This window comes from Actinocorallia libanotica, assembly GCF_039525175.1.
Taxonomy (GTDB): domain Bacteria; phylum Actinomycetota; class Actinomycetes; order Streptosporangiales; family Streptosporangiaceae; genus Actinocorallia; species Actinocorallia libanotica.
Window position 1 is genome coordinate 10,124 of the sequence record NZ_BAAAHH010000032.1, and the last position, 26,074, is coordinate 36,197.

Here is a 26,074-nt window from a genome sequence, read left to right on the forward strand (position 1 = left end):
CCGCGCAGGACCGGGGTGATCTGGATCAGGCCGAGGACTGGTACCGCCAATCCCTCGCCATCGAAGAGGACCTGAACAACCGACCCGGCATGGCCAGCACCTACCGCCAGCTCGGGCTGCTCGCCGAAGAACGCGGCGATCCCCGGCAAGCCCTCGCCTGGACCATCCGGTGCATCACCCTGTTCGACACCTTCCCCCACCCCGCCACCGAACCCGCCCCCCACCACCTCCAACGCCTCACCCACCAACTCGGAACCCCCACCCTGCACGCCCTCTGGCACACCACCACCGGACACCCCCTGCCCCCGCACATCGAAACCCACGCCACCCACGACGAAAACGAGAATCCGTGAACAACACCATCCAGCAAGCAGCCCGCACCACAGCAACCCGCCTGACACCCGAGTACGGCCGGCGCCTCCCTGCAGACGTTGAAGCCGCCCTCCACAGCACAGGAGACGTGCCCCGACGTGATCAGTACCTAGACCCCGTCTCCGTGGCCGGGCTCATCGTCAGCATCGCCACCTTTGCCTGGACGATCTATCAAGACCACAAGAAGAAACACAACGAGCAACCACCCACCCAAGTCATCATCCGGACCATCCGCATCGAACTCGGCAACAACGGCACTCTTGAGCCGCTCAACGAGGAACAACGAGACCGGATCATCCAAGCAACCGTTGAAGAAACCACCCGCGCGATCAACAACGAGGACTCTTCGCCCGAGAACCAGTGAGGTGTTCCGAAGATCCCTGACGGCTGGTTTGCGGTCAGGAATTTTGCTATTGAGGCTGAATTTTCAGGGTTATTTGGTACTTGCTTGGGTGGCATGCCCTGGTCTGGCGGGTTGCGTCGGGGTATGGGGTATTCCGATGGGGGTGGTCTGTCGGAGCGTGGCCGGACTCGGCATGAGCTGGTGCGGATGCAGGCCGCCCAGATGTTCGAGCAGGATGTACGGCCTTCGCGGGTGGCCGAGGTGTTGCGGGTGTCGGTGAAATCGGCGTGTGCCTGGCACCGGGCCTGGCAGGCCGGCGGGGCCGACGCGCTGGTCTCCAAGGGCCCAGCAGGTCAGACGTGCCGCCTGGACCAGACCCGGTTGCAGAGGCTGGAAGCCGAGCTGGACGCGGTTCCGGCCGCGCACGGGTGGGCTGACCAGCGGTGGACGCTGGACCGGGTCGCCGCGCTGATCGGCGAGTTGTTCGGGGTGTACTACACCCAGAAGGGGATCTCGGTGCTGCTGCACCGGCTGGGCTGGAGTCCCCAGGTCAGCGCGCACCGGGCCATCGAGCGTCATCAAGAGGCGATCGACACGTGGGTGAAGGAGACCTGGCCCGCCTCAAAGGACGGCGGTCTCGGACGGGTGGGTCTGTTTCGAAGACGAGGCCGGCCGGATTCTGAGACCGCCCCAAGCGCGCACCTGGTCCCGGCGGGGCCGCACCCCGGTCACGCGAGTGCCGGGCAAGGAGTCGGGGAGAGTAGCGATCGCGGGCTTGGTGTGCTTCCAGCCGGGCCGCCGCTCCTCATCAGCAGGGCGATGCGCCGCCACCTCGCCGACCGCGAGTGGCTGACGGCCTACCGGCCTACGCACCCGAACTCAACGCCACCGAGAGCGCCTGGGCCCACCTGACCACCGGCCTGGGCAACCGCCTCTTCCACGGCCTGGAAGACCCCAAGACCACCATCACCCGCAGGCTCCGAGACATCCAACAGCGACCCGACCTGATCACCGGTTTCCTTCACCACACCGGCCTACCCCTCGAACCGACCTGACCCTGAAAATTCAAGCTCGGTAAGCGCTCCCTGCTGAAGGTTGCGCACATGCCCTCTTGATACGGCCCATGTGTGAATGGTGCGGCTCAGAGAGGGAGTCGAACCCCCATACGTCCAACCTGGGACGACAGGCTCGCCGATATGAACCCCCATGGCCATGAGATGGCAAGAACGCCAGGTCGAAGACCTGGCGTTCTGTCCTGCTGTGGTGTCCGAGGGGGGACTTGAACCCCCATGCCCCGTAAAGGGCACTAGCACCTCAAGCTAGCGCGTCTGCCTATTCCGCCACCCGGACGTGGGTGCCGCCGCAGCACTGGGCTGCGGTGCGTCGTAACTGTACCAAAGGCTGGGGGCGAAGGGCGATTCGATCAACGGGATCAACTGGGAGGATGGGGGGAGTGCTGTGCGGGTGTGAAGGGAGAGGGCCCGGATGGGGATGGAAGACGAGGTCGTCGAGCTGTGCCGGGAGCTGATCCGGATCGACACCAGCAACGCGGGGGACAACGCGGGGCCGGGGGAGCGGGCGGCCGCGGAGTACGTGGCCGAGAAGCTGGAGGGCGCCGGGATCAAGGCGACGATCCTGGAGTCGGACCGCGGGCGGGCCAGCGTGATCGCGCGGATCGAGGGGGAGGACCCCTCGCGGGACGCGCTGCTGCTGCACGGGCATCTGGACGTGGTGCCGGCGCAGGCCTCGGACTGGACGCACGACCCGTTCGGGGGGGAGATCGCGGACGGGTGCGTGTGGGGGCGCGGGGCCGTCGACATGAAGGACATGGACGCGATGATCCTCGCGTCGGTCCTGGACCGGGCGCGGACGGGGCGGCGGCCGAAGCGGGACCTGGTGCTGGCGTTCCTGGCCGATGAGGAGGCGGGCGGCGCCTACGGGGCACACTGGCTGGTGGACAACCACCCGGAGCTCTTCGAAGGCTGCACCGAGGCCGTCGGGGAGGTGGGCGGTTTCAGTCTCACGGTGCCCGGCGACAGGCGGCTGTACCTCATCGAGACGGCGGAGAAGGGGCTGGCCTGGATGCGGCTCAAGGCCGTCGGCACGGCCGGCCACGGGTCGATGATCCACGACGACAACGCGGTGACGGAGCTCGCGAGGGCGGTGGCGCGCATCGGGGAGCACCGTTTCCCGGTGCGGCTGACGGACACGGTACGGCGTTTCCTGGAGCAGGCCTGCGAGGCGTACGGCGTCGAGTTCGACCCGAAGGACCCGGAGGCGTGCCTTCCGCATCTGGGGACGCTGGCGCGGATGATCGGGGCGACGCTGCGCAGCACGCTCAACCCGACGCGGCTGGACGCCGGATACAAGGCGAATGTGATTCCGCAGCACGCGGAGGCGCAGATAGACGGGCGTTTCCTTCCGGGTTACGAGAAGGAGTTCTTCGAGACCGTCGACAAGCTGCTGGGCGAGAAGGTGCAGCGGGAATTCGTGCACTACGACATCGCGGTGGAGACGCCCTATGAGGGGGATCTCGTCGGCGCGATGGAGGAGGCCCTGACCTGGGCGGACCCGGGAGCGATCCCCGTCCCGTACTGCCTGAGCGCCGGGACGGACGCCAAGTCGTTCGCCACGCTGGGAATGCGCTGCTACGGCTTCGCGCCGCTCCGGCTCCCCGCCGATCTCGACTTTTCGGGAATGTTCCATGGTGTCGATGAGCGGGTGCCGGTGGACGGCCTGCAGTTCGGCGCCAGGGTCCTGGATCGTTTCCTCGACAACGCATAACTCTTTTGCGCTCCCCTCCCCCTTTTGACTTCGGGTGATGCTACGGTGACTCTTCGTAAGGGGAAGCTTTGCTTCCGCCGGTCGTTCGTTCGGCCGGCGGGGGCCATGTCCTCGGGAGTCGTATGGGCGCGTGGGTCAGGAGCGGTGCCTCGGCCGTCCTCCTCGCCGCGGGCGCCTGCGCCTTCTACGCGCGGGGGGTGTGCGCGGACGCCCCCTCCTCCGAACGGCTCAGGGCGTCGGCCCTCCGGACGGACGAGCTTCCGACCGCACCGTCGACGCGCCCCGGCGAGGCGCTGACGGTGCTCGGAGGGGCCCTGCCCGGGATGCCGGAGCCGGGTCCGCACGACGGCCTGCCCGTCCTCCGGCCGGACGTCCGCCCAGGGGCTCTGGTGGCTGCCCCGCGGGAGAGTCCGGCCGGGGGCGGGCCGGTCCACGTCCTGGCGGCGGGCGCGACGCCGGTCCTCCTCCTGGCCGTCGCCTTCCGGCTCCGCCCGCGCGGCCGCGGCGGCCACCGGGCCCGGGGGCGCCACAGGGGCGGGGTCCGGCGGACCCGTGGCGGCTGAACCCAAGATCGCTTTGCTCGTCCCGGATGCGCGGCCGGGGCGGGCAAAGCCTTTTTTACGTGTGGCTGCGCAGCGTGCTCCGCTGCCGGATGATCTTCTTGCGAAGCTGGATCCGCCGCCGCCCGTCCCGATGGACCCGGACGACGTGCAGCTCCCAGCCGCCGTACTCGGCGTGCTCGGTCATGATCTGCCGGGCGACCTCTCGTGTGGTCCCCGCCGGCAGATTCACGATGAGATAGGTGTACTCCACCATCAAGGGCATCATGACAGATGAGGGCCGGAGGATGAACCCTTGGGGAAGGTCTTGAGTCTCGCCGGTCGAAGGGCGTGTCATCCTGTCGAGGGTTTATCGTCGCGTCATGTGCGGGAAGTCCGCACGACGGGGGACCCGTCACGACACGGGTAACGTCGACTGAAGAAGCCCACGGGCGATCAAGTGTCGGATTTGAAGCGCTATGGATAGGTCGGAACGCTGTGCCAGCCACTAACGGCAGCAAGCCGGGAGGTACCCGCCTGGTGATCGTCGAGTCGCCCGCGAAGGCGAAGAAGATCGCGGGTTACCTCGGCAAGGGCTATGTCGTCGAGTCCAGCATCGGTCACATCCGTGACCTGCCGGCGGACGCCGCGCAGGTGCCCGCCAAGTACAAGACCGAGCCGTGGGGCCGGCTCGGTGTGAACGTGGACCACGAGTTCGAGCCGGTCTACATCGTCAACACCGACAAGAAGCAGCAGGTCGCCAAGCTGAAGAAGCTGCTCAGCGAGGCCGACGAGCTCTTCCTCGCCACGGACGAGGACCGCGAGGGCGAGGCGATCGCCTGGCATCTCCAGGAGGTCCTCAAGCCCAAGGTCCCGGTGCACCGGATGGTCTTCCACGAGATCACCCCGGAGGCGATCCGCGCCGCCGCCCGCAACACCCGCGAGCTGAACCTGCAGCTGGTCGACGCCCAGGAGACCCGCCGCATCCTCGACCGCCTCTACGGCTACGAGGTCAGCCCGGTGCTGTGGAAGAAGGTCATGCCGAAGCTGTCGGCGGGCCGCGTGCAGTCGGTGGCCACGCGCCTGGTCGTCGAGCGGGAGCGCGAGCGCATCGCGTTCGTCCCCGCCCACTACTGGGACGTCAGCGCGGACCTGGCCACCGGCGGCCCGGAGGAGCCCAACCGCTTCACCGCCAAGCTGGTCTCCCTGGACGGCACGCGCGTCGCGCAGGGCAAGGACTTCACCTCCCGGGGCGAGCTGAAGGGCTCCGTCCGCAAGCTGGACGAGCAGGAGGCGCGCGGCCTGGCCTCCCGGCTGGAGGGCCGCCCGTTCAAGGTCGCCTCCGTCGAGCAGAAGCCCTACACGCGCAAGCCGTACGCGCCGTTCCGGACCACGACCATGCAGCAGGAGGCCAGCCGCAAGCTCGGCTTCTCGCCCAAGTACGCGATGCAGATCGCGCAGCGGCTGTACGAGAACGGCTACATCACCTACATGCGCACCGACAGCATCACGCTGTCGGAGACGGCCGTGACCGCGGCCCGCGCGCAGGCCGTCAACCTGTACGGCGCCCAGTACGTGCCGGACAAGCCGCGCATCTACGCCAGCAAGGTCAAGAACGCCCAGGAGGCGCACGAGGCGATCCGCCCGGCCGGCGAGCGGTTCCAGACGCCGGGCGAGACGGGCCTGACCGGCGACCAGTTCCGGCTGTACGAGCTCATCTGGAAGCGGACGATCGCCTCGCAGATGAAGGACGCGGCGGGCCAGTCGGTCTCGGTGCGGATCGAGGGCACCTCCTCCTCCGGGGAGAGGGCCGAGTTCGGCGCCTCCGGCCGCACGATCACCTTCCACGGCTTCCTCAAGGCCTACGTGGAGGGCGCCGACGACCCCGAGAGCCGCACCGACGACCAGGAGTCGCGGCTGCCCGTGCTGGCCGAGGGCGACGTGCTGGAGGCGCTGGGGCTGCTGGCCGAGGGCCACTCCACCCGGCCCCCGGCCCGCTACACCGAGGCCTCGCTGATCAAGGAGCTGGAGGAGCGGGAGATCGGCCGCCCCTCCACCTACTCCTCGATCATCAGCACGATCATCGACCGCGGCTACGTCTTCAAGAAGGGCACCGCCCTGGTCCCGGCGTTCCTGGCGTTCGCCGTGGTCCAGCTGCTGGAGCGGCACTTCGGCAACCTGGTGGACTACGACTTCACCGCCCAGATGGAGGAGTCGCTGGACGCCATCGCCCGCGGCGAGACCGAGCGGGTGCCGTGGCTGCGCAGCTTCTACCACGGCGAGCACGGCCTGAAGGAGCTGGTCAGCGACCTGGGGGAGATCGATGCCAAGGAGGTCTCCTCCTTCCCGGTGAAGGACGACCCCGGCACCATGATCCGGGTCGGCCGGTACGGGCCGTACCTGGACCGGGACGGCCAGCGCTGCAACATCCCCGAGGAGCTGGCGCCCGACGAGCTGGACAAGGCCAAGGCCGACGAGCTGTTCGCCCAGCCCAGCGGCGACCGGGTGCTGGGCGCCGACCCGGAGACCGGCTACGAGATCGTGGCCAAGAGCGGCCGCTACGGCCCGTACGTCACGGAGATCATCCCGGAGGAGGTCACCACGACCGCTTCCGGCCGCAAGAAGCCGGGGGCGCCCAAGCCGCGCACCGGTTCGCTGTTCAAGTCGATGTCCCTGGACACCGTCACCCTGGAGCAGGCGCTGCTGCTGCTGTCCCTGCCGCGGGTGGTGGGCGAGCTCGACGGCGAGCAGGTCACCGCGCAGAACGGCAGGTTCGGCCCGTACCTGAAGAAGGGCACCGACAGCCGGTCCCTGGCCTCGGAGGAGGACATCTTCACGGTCACGATCGAGCAGGCCAAGGAGCTGTACGCCCAGCCCAAGCAGCGGGGCCGCCGGGCCGCGGCGCCGCCGCTGCGGGAGCTGGGCAACGACCCGGCGTCCGGCAAGCCGGTCACGGTGAAGGAGGGCCGCTTCGGCCCCTACGTCACCGACGGGGAGACCAACGCCTCCCTGCGCAAGGGCGACGAGGTCGAGGCGATCACCATTCAGAGGGCGGCGGAGCTGCTGCAGGAGCGGAGGGAGAAGGTGGCGGCGGCCGGACCGAAACCGGCGCGTAAGAGGACCGCCAAGTCCAAGGCATAAGGACACTGCCGCAGATACCCTGCCTGGCATGAACAATCCAGGCGTTTTCCCGACCAGGCCGTTCCGCCGGCTGTGGATCGCGCTCTCGCTGTCCGGCCTGGGGGACTGGCTGAGTCTGCTGGCGCTCACCGCGTTCGCGTGGTCCCTGACGGACGGCTACACGTCGGGGGCGTACGCGGTCGGCGCCGTGCTGGTCGCCAAGCTCCTGCCGGTGGTGGTCTTCGGGCCGCTGGCGGGGCTGCTCGCCGAGCAGCTGGACCGCCGCTGGACGATGGTCGTCGCGGACGTGCTGCGCGCCGGGCTGATGATCTCCGTCCCCCTCGTGGGTCGGCTGGAGTGGTTGTTCGTCGCGGCGTTCCTGGTGGAGTTCTTCACGCTCTTCTGGCGGGCCGCGAGCGAGGCCATGGTCCCGGGCACGGTGCCGCCGAAGGAGTCGGACCGCGCCCGGAAACTCGTCCTCCTGGCCGTCTACGGCGCCGCTCCCGTCGCGGGGCTGCTGTTCGCGGGCGTCGCGCTCATCGCCCGCGCGGTGCTTCCGGGCCCGGACCTCACCCTGTACGCCACCGCCGCGGTGTTCCTGGCGTGCCTCGCCACGGTGTTCTCGCTGCGCGGTGAGCGGCACCCCGTCTCCGTCCCGTCCCTGACGGGACAGATCCTGGACGGCTGGAAGCACGTCGGCGGCACTCCGCTCGTCCGCGGGCTCATCGTCGGCGGCATCGGCGCGTCCATCGCCTGCGCGTCCGTGATCGGCGTCTCCCGGATCTACGTGGACGCCCTGCACGGCGGCGACGCCGGATACGGGATGGTCTTCGCCGCGGTCTTCGTCGGCCTCGGATTCGGCCTGTTCCTCGGCCCGCGCATGCTGCCCGGCTTCAGCAGGAGGCGCCTGTTCGGGCTGACCCTCATCTTCACCTCCCTCGTCCTCGTGCCCACCGCGCTCGTCCACGACCTGGTGGCGCTGTTCTTCCTGGCGGCCCTGGTCGGCCTGGGCGCCGGCGCGACGGTCGGAGGCGGCCACGCCCTGATCGACGGGGAGATCCGGGAGGAGCAGCGGGAGCGCGCCTCCGGCTACCTGCAGGCGATGTCCCGGATCGCGCTGATCGTCGTCCTGGGGCTGGCGCCGCTGGCCGCCGGGGCCGCGGGCGCGCACCTCCTGCGCACCGGAGACCTCGCGTACCGGGCGGACGGCACGAACGGCGTCCTGCTCGTCGCCGCGCTCCTCACCCTGATCACCGGGCTGGTCTCGTACCGGCTGATGGACGACCGGCGCGGCATCCCGCTCCGCCGCGACCTTTCCGGTGCACTGACGGGCGTGCCCTACGTTCCACCCGTCCCGAAGAAGGACCGCGGCCTGTTCATCGCCTTCGAAGGCGGGGAAGGCGCGGGCAAGACGACGCAGGCGCGCCTGCTCGCCATCTGGCTGCGCGACAACGGATTCGACGTCGTGACGACCCGCGAGCCCGGCGCCACCAAGGTCGGCATGCGGCTCCGCGCGATCCTCCTCGACCGGGAGACGACCGCCCTCTCCTCCCGCGCCGAGTCCCTCCTGTACGCCGCCGACCGGGCCCAGCACGTCGACACCGTCATCCTTCCGGCGCTGGAAAGCGGTGCGATCGTCATCACGGACCGCTACATCGACTCGTCTCTGGCCTATCAGGGCTTCGGACGGGGCATCTCCGTCGCCGAGCTCCTGGCCGTCAACGAGTGGGCGACGTCCGAAGTGCGGCCGGATCTGACGGTCCTGCTGGACGTTCCGCCGTCCGTGGGCCTCAACAGGTTCGCCTCCCCCGCCGACCGCATCGAGTCCGAGCCGGAGGACTTCCACGACCGCGTACGGCGCGGTTTCCGGGCACTGGCCGACGCCGAGCCGCACCGTTACCTCGTCGTGGACGCCGCGCAGGCACAGTCCGAGATCACCCGGCAGATCCAGGAGAAGGTGCTCAGCATCCTTCCCGACCCTGTCCCGGCGTCCACGGAGGACATCACCTCGACCTTCCCGGTGATCACCGATGCCTGACCGCTCCGTTGGCGTCGTGGCGCGGCGCCGGAGGGCTTAGCCTGGCGTCATGACGGTGTTCGACGACCTGGTGGGTCAGGGGCCGGTCGTCGCGCAGCTCCAGGCGGCGGTGACGGCGGCCCGGCAGGGTTCCGGCGGGATGACGCACGCGTGGCTGTTCACCGGCCCGCCCGGCTCCGGCAGGGAGACGGCCGCGACGGCTTTCGCGGCGGCCCTGCAGTGCGCCGAGGAGCCCGCAGGCTGCGGTTACTGCGCGGGCTGCCACCAGGTGCTGCAGGGCACGCATGCCGACCTTGAGGTGGTGCGGCCCCAGGGCCTGTCGTACTCGGTGAAGGAGACGCGCGAGCTCGTGCTGCGCGCGGCGTCCAGCCCGAGCGGAGGCCGCTGGCGGATCGTGCTGTTCGAGGGCGCCGACAGGGCCACGGAGGCCGCCGCCAACGCGCTGCTGAAGGCGATCGAGGAGCCGCCTCCGCGGACGGTGTGGCTGCTGTGTGCGCCGTCTCCGGACGATCTCGTCATGACGATCCGCTCGCGGTGCCGGCTGGTGACGCTGCGGACGCCGCCCGCCGACGCCGTCACCGACCTCCTCGTCCAGCGCGACGGCGTCGAGTACGAGCTGGCCTCGGCGTCGGCGAGGGCCGCGCAGGGCGACATCGGGCGGGCCCGCCAGCTCGCCTCGGACGGCTCCGCGCGCCAGCGGAGGCAGGAGATCCTCTCCGTACCGGCCAGGCTGACGGCGGTGGGACCTGCCGTCATGGCGGCCGAAGCGCTCGTCAAGGCCGCCGAGGCGGAGGCCAAGGCGCTCACCGAGGAGCTGAACGAGTCCGAGACGGCAGCCATGCGCCAGGCGCTGGGGGAGTCGGCCAAGGGCCGCATGCCGCGCGGTACGGCCGGGGCGATGAAGGAGCTGGAGGACCGCCAGAAGTCCCGGACGACCCGGACGAAGCGCGACGCGCTCGACAGGACGCTGCTGGACCTCGCCTCGTTCTACCGGGACGTGCTGACGCTGCGTTTCGGCGCGTCCGTGCCGCTCGTCAACGCCGACCGGCTGCCGGAGCTGCAGGCGCACGCCCGCAAGCTGCCGGCGGAGGCGGTGATCCGGCGGCTGGACGCGATCATGGACTGCCGCAGGCGGCTGGCCGTCAACGTCAACCCGCTGCTGGCCGTCGAGGCGATGATGCTGGAGCTGCGCACCGGCTGAAACGGATTCCTTACCTCGAAGTAGTGTTACCGATTGATCACTCTCCGTAGTATCCGAGGTCGGATCCAGCTTTCGGGGAGAGGGAATGCGGCACGTTCTCGTCACCACATCCGCGGCGGTCGCCGTCGGGGCCACCCTGCTCACGGTTCCCGTGCGGGCGGAACCACAGGCCGAGCAGGAGTACGTCGTCCTCTACGAGGAGCAGGCGGCGCCCGACGCGGCGCGCGCGGCCGTCAGAGCAGCCGGGGGGCGGGTGGTCGAGGAGAACACGGCGCTCGGCATCGCGATGGTGCGCACCACCGACCGGCGCTTCCTGCAGCGGGTGGGCGCCGCCTCCCTGCTGGAGGGCGCCACCACCAACCGTGTCGTCGGAGCGCTGCCCGGCTCGGCCGAGAAGCTCGCGAACTCGCCGGAGAAGCTCTTCGGCACGGGCGCGGCGCCCAGGCCGCCCAAGCCGCGGCCCCGGTCGGGCAGGGAGCCGTTGAGCGCGCTCCAGTGGAACCTCCGGCAGATCGACGCGGAACGGCTGCACCGCCTGGAGCGCGGGGACAAGCGCGTGCTCGTCGGCGTCATGGACACCGGCATCGACGGCAGGCACCCCGACATAGCGCCGAACTTCAACCGGAAGCTCAGCCGCAACTTCACCGTCGACGTCCCCACCGACGCCAACGGCAAGAAGCTCGACGGCCCGTGCGCGGAGGAGGCCGACAAGTCCTGCAAGGACCCGGTGGACGTCGACGAGAACGAGCACGGCACGCACGTGGCGTCCACCATCGCCTCGCCGCTCAACGGCAAGGGCATCGCGGGCGTCGCCCCGAACGTCTCGCTGGTGAACCTGCGCACCGGCCAGGACTCCGGCTACTTCTTCCTCAAGCCCACCCTGGACGCCCTGGCGTACGCGGCGGACAAGGGCATCGACGTGGTCAACATGTCGTACTACATCGACCCGTGGGCGTGGAACTGCCTCGACAACCCGGCGGACAGCGCCGAGGACCGGCTCCAGCAGAAGACGGTCATCGAGGCGACCAACCGGGCGTTGCGCTACGCCCACCGCAAGGGCGTCACGCTGATCTCGGCGGCCGGCAACGGCCAGGCCGACTACAGCAAGGAGATCACCGACGCGGCCAGCCCGAACTTCGCGGTGACGGCCGGGCAGAAGCCGCGGGAGCGCAAGGTCCCGCCGAGCTGCGTCTCCCAGCCGTCCGAGGGCGAGCACGTCATCTCCGTCTCGGCCACGGGGCCGAGCCGGCGCAAGTCCTACTTCTCCAGCTACGGGCTCGGCTACGTGCTGCTCGCCGCGCCCGGCGGCGACAAGCTGGACAACAAGGCCAAGAAGACCGACGACAAGGGCGGCATCTGGGCCGCCTACCCCGAGAACGTGGCGCGCGAGAACAAGAGGATCGACGCCAAGGGCAAGCCGACCGTCTCCTACGTCATCCGGCAGGGCGGCGCCTACTACCTCTCCCTGCAGGGCACCTCGATGGCCGCTCCGCACGCCGCCGGGGTCGCCGCGCTCATCATCAGCCGCTTCGGCAAGCCCGCTCGCGGCGGCGGCCTGACCATGGACCCGCGGAAGGTCGAGGCGAAGCTGCGCGCATCGGCCGTCCCGCACCCCTGCCCCACTCCGGCGAACTACACGTATGACGGGTTCAACAGCGCGGACGAGAAGAGCAGCACCACGCAGAAGTGCGAGGGGACGCGCGCCCGCAACGGGTTCTACGGCGTCGGGATCGTCAACGCCGCACGCGCCGTCCGCTGAACGGTGACCGCGTCCGGGCGGTGGGGGCGGATTTCCGCCCGGACGCGGAGCTCTCAGATCTCGATGTCGCCGCGCATGGCCACGAACACGGAGGCCGCCGTGGCCAGGTCGCTGTTGGGGATCAGCGCCACGCCCGCGGTGTTCTCGTCGGCCCAGCCGCAGACGACGTTGCCGGTCTCGGCGAGCGAGGCCAGGAAGCACTCGACGGAGCCGCCGTACTTCCCGGGCTCGTACGGCTCGGCGGTGATGTTCCCGTGCGTCCAGCCGATGTGCTGCAGCAGCCCGCGCCACAGGTGCTGCCGCCGCGTGCTCGTCTCCTCGGGGACGTTGTCGACCGCGATCATCAGCACGGGTTCGTTCTGCGCCGGGACCTTGTAGTTCTCCATCACCAGCGTCATGTCGGGACGCATCTCGCCCGGGTCGACCACGACGTCGCTGACCGCGCCCTGCCCGGTGAGCTTCACCAGCCCGCCGGCCTGCGCCGCCGCCGTCACCCGCCGCGCCTGGGGCTGGGTGGTCTGCGGCGCCTGCTGGTCCGGCACGTCGACGTCGGCCCGCGTCGTCGTCCGGCTGGACGGCTTGCCCGTGGGCCCGCCCGTCCCCACATCGGCGCTGAACGTGCAGGCGCTCAGCACTCCCGCGCCGACGAGAGCCACCACGGCCTGTGCGATACGCATGTTCTTCTCCCAGTCCCTGTTCCAGGAGCATCCTGCTCCGCCGCCCACCCGGAGCCCAGTGAGCGGCGTCCCGACCCGCCTGGGACGCCCCCCGGGCCCGGGGCGACGGTGCCGGTCGCGGCCTCGACGAGAAGGCGCTCACCGCGTTCCGCGTCCGGGCGCCCTGGGGCACCGGTCAGCGCGCGGTGTCCTTGTGCAGGAATGCGGGTGGGGAGAGATCCCAGTCCGGTATGTCCAGGGAGTTCAACGCCGCAACGAGTCTTTTCTCCTCGTAGGTGAAGTGCGTCTCCATCAGCGCGGCCAGGGTGTCCAGTTCGAGCTGGACCTCCCGGGGGTCGGCTCCCTGCTCCAGGCCGCCGACGAGCGTCTCCAGGCGGCGGAGGCAGTCCTCCACCAGTCGGTGGTCGCGGCTCAGCTCCTCCAGTACCGGGCGCAGTTCGGGGAAGCGTTCGGCGAGTTCGCGGAACGCGCCGTCGTCCTCGCCGGTGTGGTGCCCGTTCAGGGTCGAGCAGAAGGCCAGGCAGTGGGCCTGCAGGCGGCGGGGGCGTACGCCGCCCGCAAGGTGGGCTTCAACGCTCTCGCGCAGTGCCGCGAGATCCTCGCGCAGCGCGATGTGCACTTCGATCAGTTGGTTTCCGAACGCCGTCAGGCGTCCCTGAGATGTCGACAAGGAGATCCCTTGGACCGGCGCCTCCATGCCCTCGGCGGTCTCTTTGCCGGGTGCACTGCGACGCTGCATCAAGATCTATATCGTTCCGGCGAACCGGTCAACCGGTTTCACCCCGGCCGCCGACGCGGCTGGCGGGTCGCGGCCGTCCGGTACGAGCCGGGACTTCGGGCCCGTACGGTGCCGCCGGGGACGTCAGCGGGGCTCGGCGGACGTGCAGGCGATCTCGACGAGGTCGCGGGCGAGGCCGAGGAGCTGGTCGCGGGAGCGGTGGACGACCCGGAGCCGGCGGGTGAGGTCGAGGCCGGGTACCGGGACGGCGGCCACCGTCCCGGCCTCGACGTCCTGGGACACGGCCAGGCTGCTGAGGACGGCGGGGGCGACCCCCTCCGCGACGGCGGTCTTGATGGCCGTGGTGGAGGAGAGCTCCAGCAGCGGCGGGGCCGGGGCGGTCCCGGTACTGGCACGGAGGGCGAGTTCGAGGGCCAGGCGGGTGCCGGAGCCGTGTTCGCGGCCGACGAGCGGCGTCGCCGCCAGTTCCTCGGCCGAGACGCCGCGCCCGCGGCGGCGGGCCCACGGATGGGCGGGGTGGGTGATGACGGTGAGCTCGTCGTGGCCGACGGTCCGCGCGCTCAGCCCGTGGGGGACGGCGGGGCCCTCGATGAAGCCGATGTCGATACGGCCGGAGAGGACCGCCGCGGCGACCTCGTCGGAGTTGCCCGTCGTCAGGGCGACGGTGGTGCCGGGGACGCGGGCGCGGAAGCGGACCAGCCAGTGCGGCAGGAGGTACTCGGCGATGGTGAGGCTGGCGGCGACCGGCAGCCTGCTCGTCGCGGTGTGGTGCAGGGACGCGATGCCCGCCTCCAGCGCGGACGCCGCGTCCAGGGCGGTCTTCGCCCAGTCGGCGACGAGCGCGCCGTGTCCGGTCAGCCGGGACCCCCGCGGTGAGCGGTCCAGGAGCCGCAGGCCGAGACGGCGTTCGAGGTGCCGGATGCGCGCGCTGGCGGCGGGCTGGCTGATGCCGTGGCTCCGGGCGGCGGCTCCGACGCTGCCGTGCCGCGCGATCGACAGCAGCAGTTCGAAGGGGCCGAGGTCGGTGACCTTGCTGGACAAAGGCATAATCCGAGCTTATGGCTTCATACCGGATAGCTGCCTACCTGCCGGAACCCGGAGCCGCGAGGGTGGGGGCATGAGCTCCCGCACCGCACGCCGCCTGCCCGCCGGACTCCTGCGCGAGCTCGACCACCCGGCCGACCTGTTCCGCAACTTCGGCCCGAACTGGTTCGCCTCCGTGATGGGCACCGGGATCGTGGCGAACGCCGCGACCGGCCTGCCGCTGCACGCGCCGGGCCTGCGGACGGCCGCCGCCGTGGTGTGGGCGTCCGCCGCGCTCCTCCTCGTGGTGCTGTCGTCGGTCTGGGTCGTCCAGTGGGCGCGCTACCGCCAGGCGGCGCGGAGCCACGCCCGCCACCCCGTCATGTCCCACTTCTGGGGCGCCCCCGCGATGGCCCTGATGACGGTGGGCGCGGGCACGCTCGAAGTGGGGCGGGACTGGATCGGCCTCTCCGCGGCCGTCCACGTGCACGCGGTGCTGTGGACGGCGGGCACCCTCCTCGGGTTGGTCACCAGCGTCTGGATCCCTTTCAAGGCGATGACCGGGCACCGGGTGGCCGAGGACTCCGCCTTCGGCGGCTGGCTGATGCCGGTGGTCCCGCCGATGGTCTCCGCCGCCACCGGCGCGGCCCTGATCCCGCACGTCGCGCCGGGCGAGGGCCGCCTGACCCTGCTGCTGGCCTGCTACGCGATGTTCGGGATCAGCATGTTCGCCGGTATCGTGATCATCACGCAGGTGTGGAGCCGCCTGGTCCACCACAAGGTCGGCCCCGCCGCGATGGTCCCCACCCTGTGGATAGTGCTCGGCCCCCTCGGCCAGTCGGTGACCGCCGCGAACCTCCTCGGCTCCGCCGCCCACCTGGCGCTGCCCCGCCCCCAGTCCACCGGCGCGGAACTCTTCGGCTTCCTCTACGGCGTCCCCACCTGGGGCTTCGCGATGATGTGGCTGGCCCTCGCCGCGAGCATCACCCTCCGCACCGCCCGCCGCCACCTGCCGTTCTCCCTCACCTGGTGGAGCTTCACCTTCCCCGTCGGCACCTGCGTGACCGGCACCAGCGCCCTCGCCGCCAGCCTCCACTCCACCGCCCTCGCCGCCTCGGCGGTCGCCCTCTACCTCCTCCTGGTCGCCGCCTGGCTCATCGTCGCCATGCGCACCCTCCGCGGCGCCCTCCACGGCACCCTTTTCCTCCCTCCGCCCGCACCCGCCCGAGACGCAAGGACGACCCCGGCCGACAAGGCCCCCGCCGCCCGCGAATCCGGCTTCGTCCTCCTCACCCCGATCCACCGCCACGACCAGCAGAAGACCTGACCACCGCCGGGAAGGCGGCCCGATCGCCCACCAGCAGCCCCAGTACCTCCGTCAACTCCCGGCGCACCGCCGGATCGGCGATGAGCCCGTCCGCGCCGACCATCCCCCGGTCCACCGGAAGCCTCACGCAGGCGTTTTCGACGACGTCGGCGCCGGTGTAGCCGAGCACCGTCCGCAGCGTGGCCTCCGCGCCCTGCCCGCGCCCCGGCGCCGCCGCGTTGACCCAGGCCGCCGTCTTGCCGCAGATCTCGGTGCCGCCGACCGTCCAGTCCAGCAGGTTCTTGAACGAACCCGGCAGAGTGCCCGCGTACTCCGGCGTGCAGACCAGGATCCCGGCCGCCCCGCCGATCGCCTCCCGCAGCGCGACCACGGAAGCGGGCAGCGGATCTGCGTCGTCATCGGGGTTGAAGTGCGGCAACTCCGCCAGACCGCCGTACAGAACGGCGCGCATCCCTACGGACGGAGCCACGGCTTGGGCGGTGCGCAGCACGGCTTCGTTGGTGGAGCCGGCCCGCAGGCTCCCCGACAACAACAGGATCACCGGAAGAGTGGACATCCGCCCAACCTACGTCCCGGCCACCCGGATGTGAGGGCCACCGAGAAGTACACGCACGCCGCGTCATCGATGGCCCAGGACGGCATGAACTGCAACGGAAACAGATCAGGGCGTCCACCCCATCGGGATGAACGCCCTGGTCACACTGTGAGCCGCCTAAGGGAATCGAACCCTTGACCTACGCATTACGAGTGCGTCGCTCTGGCCGACTGAGCTAAGGCGGCAGCTCCGGTTCGAGCCGGTGCGGATAGCAGTCTACAGGGTTGGGCAAGTGCGTGGGCGGATCAGGAGCGACAGGTCTTGCCGGAGGCGGGCGGGGCGGCCTTGAGCAGGTAGGTGTCGACGGCGGAGCCGATGCACTTGGAGCCGGTCAGGTAGGCGGTGTGGCCGTCGCCGTCGTAGGTGAGCAGGACGCCCTTGTCCAGCTGGGAGGCGAGGTTCTTGGACCACTGGTAGGGGGTGGCGGGGTCGCGGGTGGTGCCGACGACGAGGATGGGGGCGGAGCCCTTGGCGTGGAGGGCGCGGGTGGCCTCGACGGGCTTGGCCGGCCAGTAGGTGCAGGGGAGGGCGCCCCAGACGATGAACTCGCCGAAGCGGGGGGCCTCCTTGGCGGCGCGGGCCGCCTGCCGCTTGATCTCCTCCAGGCCGACGGTGGGCTTGTCCACGCAGTTGACCGCCATGTTGCTCTCGGTCTGGCTGGAGTAGGTGCCGTTCTCCTTGCGCTCGACCAGGAGGTCGGCGAAGCGGAGCAGGGTGGTGCCGTTGCCGTCGAAGGCCTGGGTCAGGGCGGTGCGCAGCAGCGGCCAGGCCTCCTTCTGGTACAGCGGGGTGGCCAGCCCGAGGGTGGCCAGGGACTCGGTGACCTTGCGGGAGTCGGTGTCGTTGCTCAGCGGCTGGGCGTCGGCGGAGTCCAGCAGTCCCTTGATCTTCTTCAGCCCGGCGTTCACGTCGGTGCCCAGCGGGCACTTCTCGCGCTTGACGCAGTCGGCGGTGAAGGCGCGCAGGGCGGTCTCGAAGCCCTTGGCCTGCTGGAGGTTGATCTCGGCCAAGGAGGCCTTCGGGTCGATGGCGCCGTCCAGGACGAGGGCGCGGACCTTCCCGGGGAACAGCTCGGCGTACCAGGCGCCGAGGTAGGTGCCGTAGGAGGCGCCGTAGTAGGTGAGCTTGTCGTCGCCGAGCGCCTCGCGGATGCGGTCCATGTCGCGGGCGGCGTCGCGGGTGCCGACATGGGGGAGGATCTTGGCGGACCCGCTCTGGCAGCCGTGGGCGAAGCCGCGGGCCTCCTCGGCCAGCTTCTCGACCTCCCCGGTGTCGTCGGGGGAGACGTCGGTGGCGAGGAACGCGTCCAGCCGCTCGTCGGTCAGGCATTCGACGGCGTTGCTCTGGCCGACGCCCCGCGGGTCGAAGCCGACGATGTCGAAGCGCTGCTGGAGCCGGTCGCCGAAGGAGGCGGCGCTGGAGCGGACGAACTCCACGCCCGAGCCGCCGGGTCCGCCGGGGTTGGTGAGCAGGGAGCCGATCTTCTTGCCCTTGGCGGGCTGCCTGATCAGGGAGAGCGTGAGCCGCTCGCCGTCCGGATCGGCGTAGTCGAGCGGGACGGCGAGCTTGGCGCACTGGAACCCGCCGCCGCAGTCCGTCCAGCTGAGGGCTCCGGGCGCCGCGGGCGCCTGGGCGACGGAACCGCTCTGCGGCGCCGTGCCCGGCTCGGCGTCACTCCGGGCGGTGCACGCCGCCGTCAGTGCCAAGGCCGCCAGCCCCGCGGCCACTCCCCGTACTCTCACGCCAGCGCCCCTGTTCGTCGATGTGCCCCTCCATGGTTACATCACCCCGCCGACAAACCGTTAGTCGTCGCGTGCGTACTGTCCGCGATGCCGGAAAGATCAGTCGGAATAGTGCTCATCATGCTGCTGTCGGGGCGAACACACCGACGCCGACGGGCAGGAGCAGCGCCGGCCCGAGTCCAGCCGGACGGTCACCCGGTCGGACGGGACGTTGTGCCCGACGACCTGGCCGGAGCCCTCGGGCGTGGTGACCTCGGAGCCGAGGCGGGGCATGCGCTCCCGCGCCTCCTGGTAGAGCGGGTGCTCGTACTTCAGGCAGCACATCAGGCGCCCGCAGGCGCCCGAGATCCGCAGCGGGTTGACCGGAAGGTCCTGGTCCTTGGCCATCCGGACGGTCACCGGCTCGAAGTCCTTCAGGAACGTGGCGCAGCACAGGTCGCGCCCGCAGGGGCCGATGCCGCCCTGCAGCCGGGCCTCGTCGCGCGGTCCGATCTGGCGGAGTTCGACGCGCGCCTGCATGCCGCGCGCGAGGTCCTTCACCAGCGCCCGGAAGTCCACCCGGCCCGGGGCGGAGAAGTACAGGCGGTAGGTGTTGGCCTCGTCCAGGTAGTCGATCCCGATCACCTTCATCGGGAGGCCGTGCTGGCGGATGATCTTCTTGGCGGTCGTCCTGCCCTCGGCGCGGCGGATCCGGTTGGCCTCGTCGCGGGCCAGGTGCTCGTCCGTCGCCAGCCCCTCGCAGACGGGGAGGCCTTCGAGGTCGTCGGTGACGTACTGGGGCGCCCACACGCACTCGGCGACCTCGGGGCCGTGGTCGGTGGGCACCAGGACCCGGTCTCCCACCCGGGGGGCGTGCCGCCCCGGATCCAGGTAGTAGAGACGTCCATAACGGGTGAAGCTGACAGCCATCACCATGCCCATGAACATCACACTACTTGGCTGCTAAACGGACCTCGCAGCGGCCAACATGCTTTCCCGGTACGAGCTTCCGAACAGGCAGCAGTGCACGAGCAACGGGTGAAGCTGGTGCAAAGGGATACGCTCTCGCCATCCTTCGGCCAGCGGAGAGGTTTCGTCGTACGCCTTCAGGAACGCTTCCAGGTGCGAAGTGCCGAAGAGGACGAGCATCGCGAGGTCCGTCTCGCGATGGCCGCCGTGCGCGGCCGGGTCGATCAGCCACCCTCTGCCCTGCGAGTACAGGACGTTGCCGCCCCACAAGTCGCCGTGGATGCGCGAAGGAGGTTCCTCCGGCTGTTCGGCACGGTGCAGCGCCGCCTCGACCTCCCGTACGTCCGAAGCGCTGAGGACGCCCCGATCCCGCGCCATCCGGGCGTACGGCAACACGCGGCGCTCGGCGTACCAGTCCCGCCAACCGCCCTCCGCAGGTGAGTTGTCCAGCGGTAGGTCGGCGATGTTCCCGGGCCAGTCGGCGCCGAACCGGGGCGCTCCACGTCGGTGCATGTCGGCCACGGCCCGCGCGGTCTCTTCGACCATCGGGACGGTGGCGGTCTCGGACGGCAGCCACGGCAGGACGAGCAGGTCCTCGCCCACCTCAAGGACCTCTACGGACGGGCTGCCCAGCCAGCGCAGCCCGTTCGCCTCGGCCGTGAAGTCGCCGCCTCTCTTGACGAAAACCGTGCGCCCGTCCTCCAGAGACGCGTGGTGCAACGTCCAGGAATGGCTGTGTCCCAGCTCCCGGGAACGCACGACGCGGAGGCCGAGGAGCCTCACGGAAGCTCCTTGCGCACCTCGTCCAGCAGTCCCGGCATCGCGGCCTCGATCAGTTCCAGACACTCCTCGAAGTCGGCGTCGCCGCCGTAGTACGGGTCGGGGACGTTCAAATCCGCGGCCTGCGGATCGTAGGAACGCAGCAGCCGCACCTTGGCGCGGTGCTCTTCCCGCGGGGCGAGCGCCTGGAGGTCGCGGTAATGCCCTTCGTCCAGGGCGATGACCAGGTCGTAGTGGTCGAACCAGCCCTCGCGGAACTGGCGTGCCTGGTGCGCGCTCGTGTACCCGCCGCGCTGGAGCATCTGCACCGTCCGCTGGTCCGCGGGATTGCCCTCGTGCCATCCGGCCGTCCCCGAGCTGTCCACCTCCACGTCCAGGCCCTCGTCCTCGACGTGCCTGCGGAAGACGTGCTCGGCCATCGGCGAGCGGCAGATGTTCCCCGTACAGACAAAGGTCACGCGATACGTCATGGCACCAAGAATGCCCGGCTCAACTGAACGCCCGAACCGTTTCGATATCCTGCATGAGCCAGGACCGGCATCTCCCGAGGGACGCGTAGTGACTTCTCAGACAGTGGCCGAACTCCACGAACAGGCTCGCCAGGACTACGAGGCCTTCAAGGCCCGTGGGCTGAAGCTGGACCTCACCCGGGGGAAGCCCGCGCCCGCCCAGCTCGACCTCTCCAACGGGCTGCTGACGCTGCCCGGTGAAGGCGTCTACAAGTCCGCCGACGGCACCGACCTGCGCAACTACGGCGGCCTCACCGGGCTCCGCGAGCTCTCCGAGATCTTCGCCGAGGGCCTCCAGGTGCCCGCCGAGCGGCTGCTGGCGCTCGGCAACGCCAGCCTCACGATCATGCACGACACGGTCGTCCACGCGCTGCTGAACGGCGTCCCCGGCGGCACCGGCCGCTGGCTGGACGGCGAGCGCGTCGCCTTCCTGTGCCCCGTGCCCGGCTACGACCGGCACTTCGCGATCTGCGAGCGCTTCGGCATCGAGATGATCCAGGTGCCGATGACGGGCGAAGGCCCCGACATGGACGTCGTCGAGCGGCTCGTGGCCGAGGACGCCACGATCAAGGGCATGTGGTGCGTGCCCAAGTACAGCAACCCGACCGGCATCTCCTACAGCGACGACGTCGTGCGCCGGCTGGCCCGGATGCGCACGGCCGCGCCCGACTTCCGCATCTTCTGGGACAACGCGTACGCCGTTCACCACCTCACCGACAAGCCCGCCGAGATCCTCGACGTCCTCGCGGAGGCCGAAGCCGCGGGCAACCCCGACCGGGTGTTCGTCTACGGCTCCACCTCGAAGGTGACGTTCGCGGGCGCGGGCGTGGCGTTCTTCGGCTCGTCCGAGGCGAACGTCAAGTGGATGACGGGCTTCCTGAGCAAGAGCACCATCGGGCCCGACAAGATCAACCAGCTGCGGCACGTGCAGTTCCTCAAGGACGCCGAGGGGCTGGCCGCGCACATGCGCAAGCACGCCGAGATCGTCCGGCCGAAGTTCGACGCCGTCGACCGCATCCTCACCCGCGAGCTCGGCGGTACGGGCCTGGCGGAGTGGACGAAGCCCGAAGGCGGCTACTTCATCAGCCTGGACGTGCCCGAAGGCTGCGCCAAGCGCGTCGTCCAGCTGGCCAAGGAGGCGGGCGTCGCGCTGACCCCCGCCGGCGCCACGCACCCCCACGGCGTCGACCCGGCCGACCGCACGATCCGGATCGCGCCGACCTTCCCGGTCCCCGCCGAGCTCGACGTGGCGATCGAGGGCCTGGCGACCTGCGTCCGGCTCGCCGGGTACGAGAAGCAGCTCTGACGCGAAGGGAGGGCCCGGGCGAGACCCGGGCCTTTCTTCATCGGGAGACGCTCTGCGTCGTCTCCACCGGCATCGCGTAGCCTCGCGCCTGGCATCCGGTGCCGAGGACGGTCACCGCGAGCAGGAGCGCCATCATCAGGCACGAACCCTTCATGGTTTCCTCTCGTTCTCGTGCGCCTCGCTGATTCTGCTCTCAGCCGGTTGTGAACTACTTGGGAAACCATTGGAAGCCCGAACGGGCAGGTTGGAGGATGGTCATGAAGGTGCTCGTCACAGGAGGAGCCGGCTACATCGGGTCGGTCGTCACGGCACAGCTGCTCGAAGCAGGGCACACGGTGACCGTGCTGGACAACCTGACGACCGGCGTGGCGGAGGCCGTACCGCAAGGCGCACGGTTCGTCCAAGGGGATATCAAGCAGGCCGGGGACGTGCTCGGCGAGGGCGGCTACGACGCCGTCATGCACTTCGCGGCCAAGTCGCAGGTGGGCGAATCGATGGCCAAGCCCGAGCTGTACTGGGACAACAACGTCTCCGGGACGCTCGCCCTGCTCGAAGCGATGCGTCGGACGGACGTACGCCGCATCGTCTTCTCGTCCACGGCCGCCACATACGGGATCGCGGGCGACGAACCGATCACCGAGGACACCCCCGCCGTCCCCATCAACCCCTACGGCCAGTCGAAGATCGCCGTCGACTACGCCCTCCAGGGCGAGGCCACCGCGCACGGTCTGGCCGCCATCAGCCTCCGCTACTTCAACGTCGGTGGCTCCTACGCCGGGTTCGGTGAGCGCCACGACCCCGAAACCCACCTGATCCCCAACGTCCTCCGCGTCGCCGCGGGCCTCGCCCCGTCGGTGAGCCTTTACGGCACCGACTACCCGACCCCCGACGGCACCGCCATCCGCGACTACCTGCACGTCGCCGACCTCGCCGAAGCCCACCTCCTGGCCCTGGAGGCCGTCACCCCCGGCACGCACCGCATCTACAACCTGGGCAGCGGCACCGGCTACTCGGTCAGCGAGGTCATCTCCACCGCCCGCGACGTCACCGGCCACCCCATCCCCGTGACGACCTTCCCCCGCCGCGCCGGCGACCCCCCCGTCCTCGTCGCCTCCTCCGCCCGCATCACCGCCGACCTCGGCTGGAAGGCCCACCGCCCCCTCTCCGAGATCGTCACCGACGCCTGGACCTTCCTCCAGTCCACCCTCTGATCCCCGGCGCCCTCACCCACTCCGCACCCCGCAGCACGCCAACGTCCCCGAACCGGCACCCGCACCCCGCTCACGCTGCCTCGGCATGCCGCCTACGCCCCTCGGCATGCCGCTCATGCCACCTCGGCACGCCGCTCACGCCGCCTCAGCATGCCGCTTACGCCCCTCGGCATGCTGCTCGTGTCGTCCAGGCGTGGTTGCCGGGTCCCTCGGCATGCTGCCTGTGCCGTCTGGGACATGCTGCCTGCGCCACTTGAGCGTGGTCTTCGCGCCGCTCAGATATGCCGCCTGCGCCGCCATGGCGCCTGGTTCGTGTGGTGGCGCCGCGACCCCGGACATGGGCTTCCCCTGAAGACCGGTTTCAAGGTCGCCGGAACGGTCCGGCGTCCGGTCGGCGACCGCCTGGTGGGATCTCCTGGCGGCCTGGGCCGAGAGCCGGCACCGGTGCGGACGCGGGCGACGCGGAGTCAGGCGTCCGGAGCCTGGGTGTAAGCGTCGGGCCAGGGAGAGTCGGCGGCGACGAAGACACCCAGTTTGCGGCGCTCTTCCGGCGTGAGATGGCGGATCGCCAGGTGGCGGGCCACATGGTCGGCGACAGAGGACGCGAAGGGGACAAGAGGATCGCCGGTACGACCGTGCGGAACGAAGCGGAGCCCCAGGAGCTCTTCGACCAGGGGATAGGCGGGAACACCCGAGCGGAGGGCCACCGTCAGAGCGGTGGACAACATCTCGGCCAGACCCGCAGCGGTGGTGCCGGCCTCCCCCCAGGTGATGAGGACCTCGGTCTCGGAAGTCTCGACGCGCGCCGGAACGCCACTGCTCATCGTCACCCGGCGAAGGTACTCCCACCCGCGGACAGAACGCCCCGCCGACTCGCCGAAGCCCCTCCAAGGGCCGCCCCACCCGTCGTCCCAAGGGCCGCCCCCACCCGCCCCCGCGGAGCGACCACAGCCCGGAGGCCGGCCACGAAGGACCGGCCTCCGACGACGCCCCGGCCTGGAGCGACGCTTCGGGACAGCCCCGGTGCTGCGGGGACGCGGGTGCTGTTGTGGGGCGGGGTGAAGGTCAGCGTTTCCAGAAGGGGCGTTTGCGCGGGCGGGTGAGGGTGGTGAGGGCCTCGATGAGGCGGGGCCAGAGGGCGAGGGGGGTGGGGGAGGACTTCAGTTCCTCCAGGAGGGAGGACAGGTCGGAGAGGGCGAGGGACTCCAGACGGGTGATGAGGTCGGAGAGGAAGAGGGGGCCTCGGGTGCGGGCCCCGGTGAGGCGGGTGAGCAGGGACGCGGTGGCGGGGTCCGGCGGGGCGGGGCGGCGGTGGAGGTCTTCGACGTTGAGGGCGAGGGCTTCGGTGATCGTCGGGGAGGACGTGTAGAGGAGGGACCACAGGGCCCGTTCGCGGAGGGGGATGTCGGGAGCGTTCAGGAGGCGGGCGACTTCGGCGGGGTGGAGAGGGGGTTTGGGGAGGCGGGGCTCGGGGTGGCGGGGGAGGCGGGCCGCGAGATCGGCGGTCGGCCGGGTCCGGGGCGGGGCGGAGGTCCAGTCCGCGAAGGAGCGGACGGCCGCGCGGTGGCGGTTCCAGGTCATGGGCGCCGCGTCCGGCCAGGTCGTGGCGAAGGCCTTCGCCACGTGGTCGGGGGTGAGCGCCCCGAGGGGGGTGCCGGGGCCCGGGTAGAGGGTGAGGCGGTGGAGGGTCTGGGTGTAGGAGCGGCGGGTGGCGGGGGTCAGGTCGTCGCGGGCGAGGAAGGCCTCGGCGGCTTCGGCGAGGGTGTCGCCCTGGCCGGGCGGAGCGGCGGGGAGGGCGGCGGCGCGGTTGCGGAGGAAGGCGCGCTCGGCGGTGTTGCGGGCCAGGGAGGCGGCGCGTTCGAACTCGGCGCGGGCCTCGGCGGGGCGGCCCAGCAGCGCCAGGAGGTCGGCGGGGACGCTGGGGAGCAGGTGGTAGTCCTTCAGGGCCGGGTCGGCCGTCAGCTCGTCGACGACGGCCAGGGCGGTCTCGGGGCCGTGGACCTTGCCGAGGGCGACGGCGCGGTTGAGGCGGACGACGGGGGTGGGCGTCACCCGGAGCAGGGCGTCGTAGAGGGCCGCGATCTGCGGCCAGTCGGTCTCCTCGGCGGTGCGGGCGCGGGCGTGGGTCACCGCGATGGCGGCCTGGAGGACGTACGGGCCGGGCGGGCGGGGGTTCTCGCGGGCGCGGAGGAGGGCGGCCATGCCGCGGCGGATGAGCAGCGGGTCCCAGCGGCCGCGGTTCTGCTCGTGCAGGCGGAGCGGCTCTCCGGACGGACCGGTGCGCGCGGCCGAGCGCGACGCCTGGATCTCCATGAGCGCGACGAGGCCGTGGACCTCGGGCTCGCCGGGCGCGAGCCCGGCCAGCAGGCGTCCGAGGCGCAGCGCCTCCAGGCAGAGGGCGGGGCGGATCAGATCGTCGCCCGAGGTGGCGGAGTACCCCTCGTTGAAGATCAGGTAGACGACCTCCAGCACGGACGACAGCCGCCCGGCCAGCTCCGTCCCGGCGGGGAGCTCGAAGGGGACGTCCGCGTCGGCGAGCGCCTGCTTGGCCTGCGCGACGCGCTGGACGACCGTCTGCTCGGAGACGAGGAACGCGCGGGCGATCTCTCCCGCGGTGAGGCCGCCGAGGAGCCTCAGCGTCAGGGCGACCCGCATCTCGGTGGGCAGCAGCGGGTGGCAGGAGACGAACATCAGGCGCAGCACGTCGCCGTCCTCCGGCTCGGGCTCCGGGGCGTGCTCCAGTTCGTGGGCCAGCTGCTCCTGCCTGCGTTCCAGCCGTTCGAGGCGGCGCAGGTGGTCGATGGCCCGGCGTTTGGCCGCGGTCATCAGCCAGGCCGCCGGGTTGTCGGGGATGCCGCCGGAGGGCCACTGCTCCAGCGCCGCGACCAGGGCGTCCTGCGCCAGCTCCTCGGCCAGGCCCACCTCGCGGACCAGCCGGGTGAGCGCGGCGACGATCTTCGCGGCCTCCAGCTTCCAGACCGCGTCGATCGTGCGGTGAACGTCCTCGACCGTCATGCCGGGCATCACAGCACCGCCCCGGCGCGGCCGCAACCGGGGCGGT

General features: G+C 70.8%; 24 protein-coding genes and 2 tRNA genes. 13 read left to right on the plus strand and 13 right to left on the minus strand.

Features of this window, described 5'->3' with window-relative positions; all coding sequences use genetic code 11:
• The 4 genes from ABD140_RS30160 to ABD140_RS30170 form a co-directional block, all read left to right on the plus strand.
• Positions 1 to 353: tetratricopeptide repeat protein (locus tag ABD140_RS30160; protein WP_344244474.1), on the plus strand; the 353-nt coding region annotated here is incomplete at its 5' end.
• Positions 350 to 736, plus strand: coding sequence for a hypothetical protein (locus ABD140_RS30165; protein ID WP_344244476.1), 387 nt, complete (start codon positions 350 to 352; stop codon positions 734 to 736). The genes ABD140_RS30160 and ABD140_RS30165, both read left to right, overlap by 4 nt.
• Positions 737 to 922: 186 nt before the next feature.
• Entirely contained in the window at positions 923 to 1,627 is a 705-nt protein-coding gene (locus tag ABD140_RS40230; protein WP_425544167.1) for a helix-turn-helix domain-containing protein, read from the plus strand.
• The gene (locus ABD140_RS30170; protein WP_344244478.1) at positions 1,561 to 1,770 is read left to right on the plus strand and encodes a hypothetical protein; all 210 of its coding nucleotides are present in this window, start codon (positions 1,561 to 1,563) and stop codon (positions 1,768 to 1,770) included. The genes ABD140_RS40230 and ABD140_RS30170 overlap by 67 nt, the downstream gene beginning before the upstream one ends.
• 206 nt (positions 1,771 to 1,976) lie before the next feature.
• Here ABD140_RS30170 and ABD140_RS30175 read toward each other — a convergent pair.
• Positions 1,977 to 2,065, minus strand: a tRNA-Leu gene (locus ABD140_RS30175).
• Between the two features lie 135 nt (positions 2,066 to 2,200).
• On the opposite strand from ABD140_RS30175, the gene ABD140_RS30180 reads away from it, so the two are divergent.
• Together ABD140_RS30180 and ABD140_RS30185 are read left to right on the plus strand one after the other, a co-directional pair.
• Positions 2,201 to 3,499 (plus strand): M20/M25/M40 family metallo-hydrolase, encoded by a 1,299-nt coding sequence (locus tag ABD140_RS30180; protein ID WP_344244480.1) that lies wholly within the window; start codon positions 2,201 to 2,203, stop codon positions 3,497 to 3,499.
• Between the two features lie 122 nt (positions 3,500 to 3,621).
• Positions 3,622 to 4,062 (plus strand): hypothetical protein, encoded by a 441-nt coding sequence (locus ABD140_RS30185; protein WP_344244482.1) that lies wholly within the window; start codon positions 3,622 to 3,624, stop codon positions 4,060 to 4,062.
• A 55-nt stretch (positions 4,063 to 4,117) separates the two neighbouring features.
• On the opposite strand, the gene ABD140_RS30190 is transcribed toward ABD140_RS30185, so the two are convergent.
• The gene (locus ABD140_RS30190) at positions 4,118 to 4,315 is read right to left on the minus strand and encodes a DUF5703 family protein (protein ID WP_344244484.1); all 198 of its coding nucleotides are present in this window, start codon (positions 4,313 to 4,315) and stop codon (positions 4,118 to 4,120) included.
• Between the two features lie 263 nt (positions 4,316 to 4,578).
• On the opposite strand from ABD140_RS30190, the gene topA reads away from it, so the two are divergent.
• The 4 genes from topA to ABD140_RS30210 all read left to right on the plus strand — a co-directional run bounded on the left by topA (position 4,579) and on the right by ABD140_RS30210 (position 12,156).
• Entirely contained in the window at positions 4,579 to 7,179 is a 2,601-nt protein-coding gene (topA, locus tag ABD140_RS30195; RefSeq protein WP_344244486.1) for a type I DNA topoisomerase, read from the plus strand.
• Between the two features lie 28 nt (positions 7,180 to 7,207).
• Entirely contained in the window at positions 7,208 to 9,196 is a 1,989-nt protein-coding gene (gene tmk, locus ABD140_RS30200; protein ID WP_344244488.1) for a dTMP kinase, read from the plus strand.
• A gap of 49 nt (positions 9,197 to 9,245) precedes the next feature.
• Complete coding sequence (locus ABD140_RS30205) at positions 9,246 to 10,397, plus strand: DNA polymerase III subunit delta' (protein WP_344244490.1); 1,152 nt, start codon at positions 9,246 to 9,248, stop codon at positions 10,395 to 10,397.
• Positions 10,398 to 10,482: 85 nt separating this feature from the next.
• The gene (locus tag ABD140_RS30210) at positions 10,483 to 12,156 is read left to right on the plus strand and encodes a S8 family peptidase (protein WP_344244493.1); all 1,674 of its coding nucleotides are present in this window, start codon (positions 10,483 to 10,485) and stop codon (positions 12,154 to 12,156) included.
• Positions 12,157 to 12,209: 53 nt separating this feature from the next.
• On the opposite strand, the gene ABD140_RS30215 is transcribed toward ABD140_RS30210, so the two are convergent.
• From ABD140_RS30215 to ABD140_RS30225, 3 genes are all read right to left on the minus strand, one after another.
• On the minus strand, positions 12,210 to 12,833 hold the full coding sequence (locus ABD140_RS30215) for a hypothetical protein (RefSeq protein ID WP_344244495.1): 624 nt from the start codon (positions 12,831 to 12,833) through the stop codon (positions 12,210 to 12,212).
• Positions 12,834 to 13,008: 175 nt separating this feature from the next.
• On the minus strand, positions 13,009 to 13,503 hold the full coding sequence (locus ABD140_RS30220; RefSeq protein WP_344244497.1) for a hemerythrin domain-containing protein: 495 nt from the start codon (positions 13,501 to 13,503) through the stop codon (positions 13,009 to 13,011).
• 192 nt (positions 13,504 to 13,695) lie between these two features.
• Positions 13,696 to 14,619, minus strand: a complete 924-nt coding sequence (locus tag ABD140_RS30225) for a LysR family transcriptional regulator (protein WP_344244499.1) — start codon at positions 14,617 to 14,619, stop codon at positions 13,696 to 13,698.
• Positions 14,620 to 14,689: 70 nt separating this feature from the next.
• On the opposite strand from ABD140_RS30225, the gene ABD140_RS30230 reads away from it, so the two are divergent.
• Entirely contained in the window at positions 14,690 to 15,922 is a 1,233-nt protein-coding gene (locus tag ABD140_RS30230) for a TDT family transporter (protein WP_344244501.1), read from the plus strand.
• Here ABD140_RS30230 and ABD140_RS30235 read toward each other — a convergent pair.
• The 6 genes from ABD140_RS30235 to ABD140_RS30260 form a co-directional block, all read right to left on the minus strand.
• Positions 15,885 to 16,478, minus strand: coding sequence for an NADPH-dependent FMN reductase (locus ABD140_RS30235; protein WP_344244503.1), 594 nt, complete (start codon positions 16,476 to 16,478; stop codon positions 15,885 to 15,887). The two genes, ABD140_RS30230 and ABD140_RS30235, sit on opposite strands and share 38 nt — an antisense overlap.
• Before the next feature lie 150 nt (positions 16,479 to 16,628).
• A tRNA-Thr gene (locus ABD140_RS30240) sits at positions 16,629 to 16,702 on the minus strand.
• Between the two features lie 60 nt (positions 16,703 to 16,762).
• Positions 16,763 to 18,259 carry an alpha/beta hydrolase gene (locus ABD140_RS30245; RefSeq protein ID WP_344244505.1) on the minus strand — a complete coding sequence of 499 codons (1,497 nt, stop codon included), beginning with the start codon at positions 18,257 to 18,259 and terminating at the stop codon, positions 16,763 to 16,765.
• Between the two features lie 99 nt (positions 18,260 to 18,358).
• Positions 18,359 to 19,180 carry a PSP1 domain-containing protein gene (locus tag ABD140_RS30250; RefSeq protein WP_344244507.1) on the minus strand — a complete coding sequence of 274 codons (822 nt, stop codon included), beginning with the start codon at positions 19,178 to 19,180 and terminating at the stop codon, positions 18,359 to 18,361.
• A gap of 21 nt (positions 19,181 to 19,201) precedes the next feature.
• Complete coding sequence (locus ABD140_RS30255; protein ID WP_344244509.1) at positions 19,202 to 19,990, minus strand: fructosamine kinase family protein; 789 nt, start codon at positions 19,988 to 19,990, stop codon at positions 19,202 to 19,204.
• Positions 19,987 to 20,457, minus strand: coding sequence for a low molecular weight protein-tyrosine-phosphatase (locus ABD140_RS30260; protein ID WP_344244511.1), 471 nt, complete (start codon positions 20,455 to 20,457; stop codon positions 19,987 to 19,989). Before ABD140_RS30260 ends, ABD140_RS30255 begins: the two co-directional genes overlap by 4 nt.
• A gap of 88 nt (positions 20,458 to 20,545) precedes the next feature.
• Between ABD140_RS30260 and ABD140_RS30265 the strand changes: the two genes are divergently transcribed.
• On the plus strand, positions 20,546 to 21,802 hold the full coding sequence (locus ABD140_RS30265) for an aspartate aminotransferase type Ic (RefSeq protein ID WP_344244513.1): 1,257 nt from the start codon (positions 20,546 to 20,548) through the stop codon (positions 21,800 to 21,802).
• Positions 21,803 to 22,059: 257 nt separating this feature from the next.
• Positions 22,060 to 23,013 carry a UDP-glucose 4-epimerase GalE gene (gene galE, locus ABD140_RS30270; protein ID WP_344244515.1) on the plus strand — a complete coding sequence of 318 codons (954 nt, stop codon included), beginning with the start codon at positions 22,060 to 22,062 and terminating at the stop codon, positions 23,011 to 23,013.
• Between the two features lie 467 nt (positions 23,014 to 23,480).
• Here galE and ABD140_RS30275 read toward each other — a convergent pair whose 3' ends face one another.
• Both ABD140_RS30275 and ABD140_RS30280 read right to left on the minus strand, forming a co-directional pair.
• Positions 23,481 to 23,837: a TSCPD domain-containing protein gene (locus tag ABD140_RS30275; protein WP_486303351.1), complete on the minus strand. Its 357-nt coding sequence runs from the start codon at positions 23,835 to 23,837 to the stop codon at positions 23,481 to 23,483.
• Between the two features lie 241 nt (positions 23,838 to 24,078).
• On the minus strand, positions 24,079 to 26,028 hold the full coding sequence (locus tag ABD140_RS30280) for a sigma-70 family RNA polymerase sigma factor (RefSeq protein WP_344244519.1): 1,950 nt from the start codon (positions 26,026 to 26,028) through the stop codon (positions 24,079 to 24,081).
• Positions 26,029 to 26,074 lie beyond the last annotated feature (46 nt).